Consider the following 11,318-nt stretch of genomic DNA (forward strand, 5'->3'; position numbering starts at 1 on the left):
TTTATTGTTTATCGAAGTAAATATCTAAACTTCAGATAAAAAGCTCTGCCGGGCTTTTGTATCCTGAAGTTGTCATAAACTTCCTCATTAGTTAAGTTGTTTATACTCAGGCTCAAATTATAGCGACCATTCATGATACTGTACTCCACTTCCAAATCATGCGTGAGCTGGGCCGGAATTACGTTCTTGTTTGCTTCGCTTCCAAGGTTCTCCCAAGTGAGAAAGAATTCATGAACATATCTGGTATTCCAGTAGAATTGCATGTTTCCACCAAAGACCGATTGGAAGGGACGAAAACCCAGCCTCGCATTACCAAATAAATAAGGTACATTAGGTATTCTGCTTTGGTAATTGACATTGGGCAGACCTTCATCCGTTTTTGTTTGATCTGTAAGATTTTGCCAGGTCCCATTTACGGCCAGGTTAATACGGTCTTTAAAACTAAGTTCAACTGCAGTTTCTATACCCTCAGTGCGTACGTTGTTAAGATTTTCGTATTGACCGAAGGGTCCCAATGGTCTGAACCGGATAAAATTCTGAGATGCCCTCAGGAAAACATTTGTCTCCACATTAAACTTAAGATCAGCCACCATGTTTTTATATACAGCCCCCAAATTTCCGTTATAACTTTTCTCCGGGTTTAACTGGGGATTAGGACTAACATAAATACCGTCTCCCAGAATTTCGTAACTCTCGGGCATGCGGTAAGCTTTTTCAAATGAAGCTTTTACCTGAATTTTATTAATAGGCCAATATGTGGCTGTAAAGCCAAAACCGGTATTACTCAAATTGAGTTCATTTTTTAAAGTATTATCCAGATAATCTGTAGAAATAATAGTTCCGGAGTACCAATACTGTTTTCCAAATACAGATGCTTCCCACTTCCCGGAATCAGGAGTAAAGGAATAAGCTCCGCCTGCCACCATTTTGTTCAGGTGACTGGGTGAGCTGTATGAATTATTGAATTCATTTACCAGATCTTTCCCACTTCGACTCAGGTAATTCTGACTAAAGTTTGTGCTAAACCTGTTGTTCAGGTCAATGTCATATTCTGCTGTAATACTTGTTCTAAAGATGTTATCACTGAGTTCCAGAAGGGATCTTCGGTCATTGAGCTCCCCTTTCATATCATTCTCTACCCGCTCGATACGACCCCCTGCCCAGTTATATTTATAGGAACTGGTGTCGACCACCCTTTGCTGAATTTTTCCTCCCAAAATATATGATTCGAGGTCCAGTGATCCGATTTTTTTCCTATAAATAGAACTCAACATTAGAGTCTCATTTGTGGTGTGGAAAGAGCCAAAAACCCGTTTAATATTATTGTCCGGATGCTGAAAATTATTGCGATTTTCAGAATAAGTTAATCCTATGCTCAATTCGTCTGCTAACCTTTTGTTTAAAAGACCAACTTCCAATTTAGCCATTCCGGAAGTGTACTCACTGTGAAAACGATTTGTACTAATATCCCCGAGAAAGTTCCCAAGCTCAAGATCATAAAGTGGTACAGATTGCATTCTGTAATCATTATCGGAGTGGTTGAAGAAAGAGGATAAACGTAAAAAAAACTCTTTTTCACTGTCAGTGTATTGCCCATTTAAAGAGGCACGATGAGTATTAAAGGACCCTATGGTGTAGGCCGCATCAAGAAAGGAAATTTGTCTGCTTCCGGTGGTAATGTTTATTGCTCCACCCAATGCGTCGGCTCCTAAAGAAACCGGAACTACACCCTTATAAACTTCAATGTTCTTAATGAGATTTACGGGAAAATTGTTGAGGCTCAATGAAGAACCAAAATTTTCCATGGGAATTCCGTCTATGAAATATCTTACCTGATTTCCGGTGAGTCCATTCAAGGATAGGCTGAAGCCTGATCCCAATCCTCCTGTTTCCCTAATGTTTAATCCGGCTGTTCCTTTTAGTAACTGGTTTAAATCAACAGACAGGTTTTGGTATTTTGCTGCTTCCAGTACGTCCACCTTATAAGCCGTCTCCCTCAAGACCTGAGCATCTGTTTTCCCTGTTATCTGAATTTCCCCAAGTTCCGTTTGATCTTCCTGAAGAACAAAATTAACTTTAAGCTGTTCATTTTCTGAAATGCTGATTTTCATCCTTTCCGGCTGAAATCCCAGTCCCCTTACAACAAGTTGAATTTCTCCGGGTTCTACCAGTAGGGAATATTTTCCGTTAACATCGGTTACTGTTCCATTTTGCGTTCCCTCAAGATATACAGTTATCCCCGGAAGAGGTGAGGAGTCATTATCCGTAACCTTCCCGCTTATCAGAATTTCATTTTCTTGTCCGCTCGCTAAAAAGGCAAACAATAAAGCTTGCACACTAAGAATAAAACGGCGGCTCTGTGGGCTCATTAACTTCTTTAGATTAAGTCTAAATAAATTCAGCCGCTAAATTAATTATCAGAACGAACTTCTGCAATTCTTATTTAGACTTTTTTTAAATAATAATTTGAGGAAGGAAAAACCGTCTGAAGCTTTGCTAAAATGATTAATGAATCATCGGATTGTATGGGCCAAAATGTGATCTTTATTTATGACCATAATAATTCCGAAAGTTACATTTGCTCAACAAATTTTGAAAATACCTTTTTGTGAAGCTCAAGATCCAGATCTGGAGATACAGACACACGGGCAATATAATCTTTATCGTCTTCTTTTGTAGTCCCCTGAGTGGATGTTGCAGGTATGGTCCAGTAACAGCCTTTTAACTGTCCATAGCTCACACAGTATTTACTCTCATTGGGGATCTCACTAATCATCATATCGATCAGTTTTTGATTTGATGCGCGCTTGTATGCTTCTCTTTCTTCATCGTTATCTCCTTTCGTTGGAAGATCTAATGAAAACACAGAAGGGGTAAACCCTTCTTTTGCCAATTTTTTTGAAACAAAATTAATTTTTGCCGCTGGTAATGTCTCCCTGATAAAGTTTACAAACTCACGGGTATTCTTATAGGCATCTTTAATTCTTTGGTTCATTGAAGGCAGTTGCTCGGCTAATATTTCAACCTGAAGATTTGTAGCTTCGTTATCGCAAAGGACCAGATGCTTTTCAATTTTTTCTAACAAAGCTTCAGCCTCTTCATTGGCTACACAATAACCGGCAGTACACTTTCCTCCACTTGGAAATTTTGATCCGCTAACATATGAAATGGTCTTGATCGTAGAGAATATTCCATCTTCAGCCAGGAATTTTACATTAGGACAAAATGTTTGATCTAAAATAAATACAGGATCGATAGCAATTTCACCCGTTGCAGTTTTCCGCTCCTTACTTAAAACATCTCTTAACTTTTTCAAATCCGGAACCTCAACTCTGGGATTAGTTGGAATTTCCGCGATAATGTAAGGTACTGCATCTTCTTTAGCGACCCGATCTAAAACCAGATTTGTACTTTGAACCATATCATTATCACCATCCACGAGTAAGTCTACTACTTCCACATTGTCAATACAAGCAGCAACCCGTCTTGCCTGGTCGTTTGTTCCGCCATAACAATTTGGAGGTACAATAATTTTAATAGCCTTTCCTCTATGCTTGGTAAGTGCATCATCAATGAGCCCCATCATGATCGCATATTGAACAGATAATCCGGAAGAACCAAGTAAGGCGTTAGTGTTTGTTCCGGTAACTTTTTTAATGGAATCAAGAACAAGGACTTTGTTTGTTTCAACATTACTTTTCTCTTGGTGAGAAGAAGGTTTTCCGGTTAGTTGCTGCAAGGCAGAAAAACTATTGGCTGGTGTCATCGCAATGGTCTCTCTTCGTCTTACATGCTGAATTTCTGAAACGTAGCTCTCATTTCGTTCCCCATTTACCAACAAAATACTTCCCAGGTGAGGATGAATATTTATAAAAAAATCAATTTTAGAACCAAGGTCTGCTTTATCAAATTTATCCTGCTGGGAAATAAAAACAGTACTGCCATCAAACTCAGAAATTTCTTTTGCAGTCTCAACCTGCTTTAATTCAAAATTGTAGCCATACACATGTCTTAAGGTTTCAGGATCAAAATAACCAGGTAGTTCTCCAGTATAAGTGATCTGAGTATTCTTATTTTCGAACAGGTTTTTTCTTAGAACAGCTAAAACAGGAATTGTCCTGGATGAAAAACTTATCACATTTTCCGGTTTAAGATCATTTAAATGAGCAATTGTCCATTCCAGTATTGAAGATAGGGGATGACCTAATCGAATATAATCGAAGGCAGTGGGTAATGCACTGAGCGCTGATGTATTGGAATTATTCTCTTCAAATAAATTTGCAAACTGTTCTAAAAATTGAGTTTTAGCCAGTTGTTCATCATAAATATCCAGTCGGTGAGTTGTAAGCTTCAACCAGTCCGTCGGCATATTTTTTAATACCTCTTCAATATAGTTTAGTACTTTATTCTTTTTCATAGTCTTTTCTTTTAGACAGGCCGGTAATGTGCAGATTTGTCGGCTTAATTTTTATTCCTTTTCTTTAAAAATTTAGATAAATTAAATCTTATGGAAAAGAAAAAAGTCCCCAGCTTTCGCTGCGGACTTTCGGCTTTAGTGACCTTGCCAGGATTCAAACCTGGAACCTCCTGAGCCGTAATCAGGTGCGCTATTCAGTTGCGCCACAAGGCCTTTTTGCGGGTGCAAATATAGGTCATTTTATAAAAAACGAAAACAATTTTGACTTAAATAATTTTTTTCTCCCGACCCTACAGAAATTTTCCTGATTAAATTTTTGAAAATCTGTTTAATAGAACTGAGCTAATGTTTGGATTATTTGGATAACCGGGAATTTTAATAATTCTTTGACCCGAAGTTTTCCTGCCTTGCATAGAATTCCGCAAGTGCTATATTTGCTTTATGGCTAAAATAGATGAGTTCATTGCTGAGTTTGCCTCCTTAGTATGGGGACTTCCGCTTTTAATTTTACTTACCGGGGGTGGTTTGTATCTCCTTATTCTTTCAAGGTTTCTTCCTTTTCGATATCTGGGACATTCCCTGGAAGTGCTTCGGGGAAAGTATGATGACCCCAACGATCCCGGGGAAATAAATCATTTTAAGGCCCTGTCTACGGCCTTGTCTTCTACTATTGGAATGGGAAATATTGCCGGTGTGGCAGTGGCTATCGCAATTGGAGGTCCCGGAGCTATGTTTTGGTTATGGATAAGTGCCATTATTGGGATGGCGACTAAGTTTTTCACCAATACTCTGGCAGTTATGTACCGTGGAAAAGATTCTGAAGGAAAACTTCAGGGAGGCCCTATGTATTTCATTACCGAGGGGTTGGGAAAGAAATGGTGGATCATGGCTGCTTTTTTCAGTGTTGCCGGTCTTGTAGGAGCTCTGCCTGTATTTAACGTCAATCAACTTACCCAGGCGGTTAATTACATCTTGTTAAGTCCTAATGGGGTGGAAGTGACTTTCACTTCCAATTTAATTATTGGTATTATCCTGGCTATTATAACCGCAGTTGTGATCTACGGCGGTCTTGAGCGTATTAGTAATACGGTGTCAAAAATGGTTCCTGTTATGGTGGCTCTTTATTTTGTATCTGTGCTTATTATTCTTTTTGTGAATTTTGAGCAGGTACCTTATTATTTTGGCCTCATTTTTACCGATGCCTTTGCCGCAGAAAACTATGTGGGGGAGCCCTTTTTGGGAGGTATGTTGGGAGGCCTAATTATTTTAGGTATCCGCCGTGGAGCTTTTTCAAATGAAGCGGGAATAGGGACTGCACCTATGGCCCACGGAGCCGCTAAAACTGCCGAGCCTGTTCGGGAAGGTCTTGTAGCCATGTTAGGCCCTGCTATTGATACTCTTATTGTGTGTTCTTTAACGGGAATGGCGATCCTGGTCACAGGTGTTTGGCAAACCCATGATGTAAACGGCGTAAGCCTGACTGCTGCTGCCTTTAGTGCTTCTATTCCTTTCTACGGAAACTACCTGCTCCTGGTATGTATCGCCATCTTCAGTATTTCCTCCCTGTTCTCCTATTCTTACTACGGAAGCAAGTGCCTCTCATTTCTTATAGGAGCTAAAAACAAGCATTACTACAACTATTTTTATATCCTGAGTATACTTCTGGGAGCGACTACTTCTTTAAGCATGATGATCAATCTCATTGATGGATTTTTTGCCTTAATGGCCATTCCTACAATGACTGCAACACTTATTATGGCCCCAAGAGTGCTCAAAGAGGCGAAAAGGTACTTTTTAAACCTGAAGGATTCCCAAAAAGCGATTAACCAAAAGAAATAACCCTTCGCTCATCCTGGCTTTGGTGGGCCGCCTCAATAATTTTAATGACATCGCAGGCCTGTTGAGGTGTAACCGCTAAAGATGCTCCTTCGGTAATCGACTTATAAAGGTTCTGGTATATGAACGGGTAGTTTCCGCGTTCACTCTCAATATATCTTTCTTCCTCCACCGTGTTAAGCTTTCCCCAAATTTCCCTGGGCTCCATTCCCCATTCCGAAGCTTTGGAAGGATTTTCTCCTTTTTTAAGAGCTTCTTCCTGAACATCTGCACCGTATTTCAAAAAGGTGCCTTTGGTGCCAAAAACCTGATAAGTTGGTCCCTTTTCTTTTACCAGCATTCCGGCCTTTAATGTTACCTTGAGAGTAGGATAGAAGAGAAGGAGTTCGAAAGCATCTGGCACTGTTGCGCCTTCCCGCTGCATCCTTATATCCGCATATATTTCTTTTGGAGTTCCAAACACAGTAAGTGCCTGGTCAATAAGATGGCTCCCAAGATCGTATAGAATTCCGCTGCCGGGATTTTCTCTATTTTCTTTCCAGCCCTGCTTTACCTCAATTCTAAATCGGTCAAAATGCGCTTCATACTCTTTTACCTTTCCTAAAAAGCCATTATCAATAACCTTTTTTACAGTTTGGAAATCACTGTCCCAACGGCGATTGTGATTAACAGTAAGTACCAGCTTTTGTTGATGAGCCAGCTTTATAAGTTCATTGGCTTCCTTTGAGTGTGGTGTAAAAGGTTTTTCGACCAGGACATTTTTACCCGATTCCAGAGCCCGCTTTGCAAAAGAATAATGCAGGTGATTAGGTAGGACAAGGATTACAAGATCAATTTTTGGGTCTTCAAGAATTTCTGAATAATCTTCAACCACCTTTGCCTGTGGAAAATCTCTTTTGGCAACCTTTACATTTTCCGGGCTGGAAGTGAGGATTTTATCCACCCTAAATCCTTCTACACTGGAGAGAATGGGCGCATTGTAGATGCTCCCGCCGGGACCATAGCCGACGAAAGCAGTATTTACCTGCTTCATTTTGTTTTCAAGGTAAAAATTTTCGTAGAATATTTCCCTTTAAAAAAGGCATTTTTGGAACCTAATTTTCAGATTCGTTTGTTTCTCCCACACTTCTAAAAAAGAACTGTCGTACCGGTTCAAGTTTTTTGATATTCAGAATACATTCTGCGCTCAGAGGTTTGCGGCAAAATTGAATAACCTGGTCATATGTTTGAGCTTTGACATAATCCTGATGATTTATAGATGAGGTCACCACTATTACATATACTCGGGCTTTTGGCGGATTTTTTCTAAGCTCTTTCAGAAATTTCCAGCCATCAAGTACGGGCATATTCAGGTCCAGTAAAATAAGAAAATGTTTGTCGGACCTGTCATTTTGCTGAAGGTATTCCAGAGCTTCCTTTCCATTATAACACAAGACCGGGGAATGGTCAATATTGGATGATTTTAGGCTGTTCTTGTGCAAAAGTGTGACGACCTTGTCGTCATCTACTACCAGAACCTCTAAGCGTCCCGCATTACCTGACTTCAACATTAATCTTTTCAGTTTTTTCTACAATATTGCGAATGATATTGTCCAACTCGTTTGCCGAATCTTTTATGTGGTACAGGATTTCCTCTTTTGACATTTCTTCGAATTCCTCTTCTTCAAGTAGGTAAAGTAGTCCTTTTATTCGTGCTAAGGGTGCTCTAACTATATGAGACTGCTCCCAGGCTATCTCTTTTAAGGTTTTGTTTTGCCTCTGAATTTTCCGTAGCAGCTTTCTGGAGTTGGTCACATCAAGGACGGCACCTACCATTCTGGTGGCCTTCCCGGTATTGTCTCTAAGGATATATCCACGATCGGTGACGTGGGCAATTTTCCCGTCTTCTTTTACCAGACGATATTCTAATTTCCATTTTTCTACTTCAGGGTCCCCTATAGCCAAGGCGAGGGAGCTTTTTAATTTTTCCCTGTCTTCGTCCGCTACTTTGGTGAGCCAGAAAGAATGGACAGAGGTAGCTTCATTAGTGTCATAACCAAATATTTTCTTGTAGCCTTTGCTGCGTGTTACCGAATCTGTTGCTATATCCCATTCCCAAATCATTTCATTTGTAGCTTTCATGGCCATTTTGAAACGTTTGTTTGCGATCTTTAAAGCCTCTCTCTTTGCTGTAATTTCTGAAATATCACTGGTTGCTCCTATAAGTCTTAAGGCTTTGCCGCTGGGATCCCGCAAAATATATCCACGATCCACGACTCTGGCATAAGTCCCGTCTGCTTTTCGAAAGCGATATTCTGTCTTAATAAAGTCTTCCTTTGGATTGGAAATGATATCTGCCAGTTTTTTCTTTTCAATAGGTTTATCCTCAGGATGGATGTTATTTTTCCAGAAATCCCTTCGGTTAACAACCTCAGATGGATATCCAAATAATTCCTGAAGTCCGCGGTGAAAACGGGTAATATCATTGCTCGTTAAATCCCAATCGTAGATAAGATCCTGTGTGGCCGTTGCCGCTAATTGGTATCTTTCATTAATATGTTCAATTTCCCGCGCCTGCTCAATAACCGTTGTAATATCCCTGGAATTCGCCACAATACCGTTAACCGCAGAGTCCTTTAGAAGATTTGTGGCAGTCGTTTGTACCCAGCGATATTCACCTTCTTTATTTTTGAATCTAAAAGGAGAGATCCTTACCTGTTTTTGCTCCTTAAGCTGGTAGAATTGCTCTCTAACCCTTTCCCAATCTTCTCGATGGATGAAGTGGTATGCATTCTTACCGACTAATTCCTTTGGATCAAAGCCAAGGATCTTTTTGTAATTTTCACTAACGAAGGAGTAGTAGCCGTCAATGTCAAGAATTCCTATGAGATCTGAGCCTTCCTGGACCAATGAACGGAATTTTTGCTCACTTCGTTTTAAATCTTCCTCACTTTTCTTTACTTTATTTAAAGCTGCGCTTTTTTCAAAAGCATTTGTTAGGTTCTGAGTAAGGCTCTTTAGAAAAGTTATTTCTTCTTCTTTCCAGATTCGTTGATCGGTACAATCATCAAACCCAACAAACCCGAATAGACTGTCTTCCACAAAAATTGGAAGTAATAACATTGATTTTATATGCTCTTCGAGAAATATCTTTTTCAGCATTCCCGGGGTCAAATCGTCTAAAGTAGCTGTAAAAGGTAGATTCCTGATCAAGGGAGCAGTAATTTCTTCCACTTTTTGGATGGGCATGTTCTGCAGTTCCTGGTTCCCGATCTGAGGAATGGCTTTTTCACTGCACCACTCCACTTTCTGACTTATGAGGATCTCTCCTGTTTCGGGATCGGGATCGGCACCAAAATAATACATCCTGTCTGCTCCAACTGTTTCTCCTATAATCCCAAAGGTTTCGTGGAGCGCCTCATAATTGATCTCATTTTCGAGGAGTGTGCTTACAAAAGCAGCGTTAACTTCCAGAAAACGACTCTTTTCTACAATTACTTTTTCACTGTGTTTGAGCTGAGTAACATCTTTGGCAATACCATGAACCTCGACAACTTTTCCTTCGAGAAACATTGGCATTAGAAGGATTTTTAAGATAATTACATTACCTGTTGCCGAAATGAAATCGGCTTCAAAAGAGTTAACCTCACCACCCAGGGCTTTATCAAAATGTTCCAGAATGAGATTTTTGGCATAGGGCGCACAAAATGGTAAAAAATTTAGGTTTAGTAATTTTTTAAGAGGTACTTCTGCCAGCTTGGCGAGACTTTCATTAGCATGTAAAAAATCGCCTTTTGGGTCGAGTCGGAAAAGACCATCGGGGTTTTCCCTAATAAAATTTTTAAATTGTTGCCTGTTAAGGCTTAGCTCCAGTTCGATTTCCTTATCACGTTTCCTGCGCTTATTTTCTAATGTAACTTCCCTGGTGGTATGGAGAATTACCTCAACTTCTCCTGACTCATTTTTAATAGGTACATTTTGAGAGGTAAAATATCTTTCTTCAAATTTACTTGTGACCTTATTTTTTATGTCGTAGCGTAGATTTTCTGTCTCTTTCTTTTCTCCGGTGAACATAATTTTTTCCAGAGTTGCAAGGAAAGAATCGTGGCCATATTCCTGATGATCGGGATTGGGAGGAAAAGCATCTCTGCTGTTTTTATTTAGCAGCTCTTCTCTTGTAGTCCCTGTCAATTCGAGATAAGTGGAGTTCACTTCAACTACATGGAAAGCTGCCGGACCTTGAGGTTTTAAAACCAGGCAGGCAAATGGAATAGCTTCAAAAATTTTTTTCCAGCAGTTCTCTTTCATCGCAGGGGTTACAGACATCAAACCTGCCTTTGCTCCTAAATTTTTGTTAAAGGCAGGACAAATATAATCAAAAAATATTCCCATAGAGTACGGGAAATTATGAAGACAGGCTTTTAAGCGACAAATTTGTCCAATATGACCGGCAAAATTTCTTAAGGTGAAAGAATAACCCTATAAAATTCAAATTTTTACAGCTGAAATCTAACAGTTTGGATCCAGCTTTTTTTACATTTAGTGTCTTACAGGTACAAGTAGTACAGGAATGTCCAGGTCATCAATTAGATCATGTTCCAAACTGCCAACAAACATCTGGTAAAAGAAATTCTTTTTATGATGGCCTGCAACAACAATATCAGCATTGATTTTTTTTACTTCTTTTTTGATCATTTTCGCGGTAGACCCTTCTAATTGTACACCTTCGGCATCTATATTTTTTTGGCGTAAATCCTCTGCCAAACGTCTTACCAGGGCACCTTCTTTTTTTCGGTTTTCGACTCTTTTGTCCTGTGCATATTGAGGTCCGGCTTCCAGTCCCAGGAAATCGTCGGGATCGGGTTCGCTAACGTGAAGTATCCAGATCTTGGACCCGAAAGCTTGTGCTATTTCTTCGGCTTTTGCAATTAAACGATCTGCATTTTTCTCAATATTGATCGCTACAAGGATCTTTTTCATGGTAGTATGAATTTACATTAAAGGTAGGAAAAAATAATATGCTTTTAAAAGCTACCAGGATTTACGATATAAAAAAACCGGCTCCAAAAGGGACCGGTTTTTATAA

The 11,318-nt window shown here is 39.6% G+C and carries 7 protein-coding genes and 1 tRNA gene; 1 reads left to right on the forward strand and 7 read right to left on the reverse strand.

The genetic code is table 11. The annotated features are described in order from the left end of the window. Positions 1 to 8: 8 nt before the first annotated feature. From H148_RS0113395 to H148_RS0113405, 3 genes are all read right to left on the reverse strand, one after another. Positions 9 to 2,369 carry a TonB-dependent receptor gene (locus H148_RS0113395; RefSeq protein ID WP_029035256.1) on the reverse strand — a complete coding sequence of 787 codons (2,361 nt, stop codon included), beginning with the start codon at positions 2,367 to 2,369 and terminating at the stop codon, positions 9 to 11. A 203-nt stretch (positions 2,370 to 2,572) separates the two neighbouring features. After that, complete coding sequence (locus H148_RS0113400; protein ID WP_029035257.1) at positions 2,573 to 4,417, reverse strand: PLP-dependent aminotransferase family protein; 1,845 nt, start codon at positions 4,415 to 4,417, stop codon at positions 2,573 to 2,575. Positions 4,418 to 4,556: 139 nt separating this feature from the next. Next, positions 4,557 to 4,630 (reverse strand) — tRNA-Arg (locus H148_RS0113405). 228 nt (positions 4,631 to 4,858) lie between these two features. Between H148_RS0113405 and H148_RS0113410 the strand changes: the two genes are divergently transcribed. After that, the gene (locus tag H148_RS0113410; RefSeq protein ID WP_029035258.1) at positions 4,859 to 6,256 is read left to right on the forward strand and encodes an alanine/glycine:cation symporter family protein; all 1,398 of its coding nucleotides are present in this window, start codon (positions 4,859 to 4,861) and stop codon (positions 6,254 to 6,256) included. Here H148_RS0113410 and H148_RS0113415 read toward each other — a convergent pair. The 4 genes from H148_RS0113415 to H148_RS0113430 all read right to left on the reverse strand — a co-directional run bounded on the left by H148_RS0113415 (position 6,240) and on the right by H148_RS0113430 (position 11,212). Beyond that, on the reverse strand, positions 6,240 to 7,286 hold the full coding sequence (locus H148_RS0113415; protein ID WP_029035259.1) for a Gfo/Idh/MocA family oxidoreductase: 1,047 nt from the start codon (positions 7,284 to 7,286) through the stop codon (positions 6,240 to 6,242). The two genes, H148_RS0113410 and H148_RS0113415, sit on opposite strands and share 17 nt — an antisense overlap. Positions 7,287 to 7,347: 61 nt before the next feature. Beyond that, positions 7,348 to 7,803, reverse strand: coding sequence for a response regulator (locus H148_RS17940; protein ID WP_051286466.1), 456 nt, complete (start codon positions 7,801 to 7,803; stop codon positions 7,348 to 7,350). Further along, positions 7,787 to 10,624 (reverse strand): PAS domain S-box protein, encoded by a 2,838-nt coding sequence (locus H148_RS0113425; RefSeq protein WP_029035260.1) that lies wholly within the window; start codon positions 10,622 to 10,624, stop codon positions 7,787 to 7,789. The genes H148_RS17940 and H148_RS0113425 overlap by 17 nt, the downstream gene beginning before the upstream one ends. A gap of 147 nt (positions 10,625 to 10,771) precedes the next feature. Next, complete coding sequence (locus H148_RS0113430) at positions 10,772 to 11,212, reverse strand: universal stress protein (protein WP_029035261.1); 441 nt, start codon at positions 11,210 to 11,212, stop codon at positions 10,772 to 10,774. Positions 11,213 to 11,318: the final 106 nt, after the last annotated feature.

The sequence above is a fragment of the Salinimicrobium terrae DSM 17865 genome, from assembly GCF_000424665.1.
GTDB lineage: Bacteria > Bacteroidota > Bacteroidia > Flavobacteriales > Flavobacteriaceae > Salinimicrobium > Salinimicrobium terrae.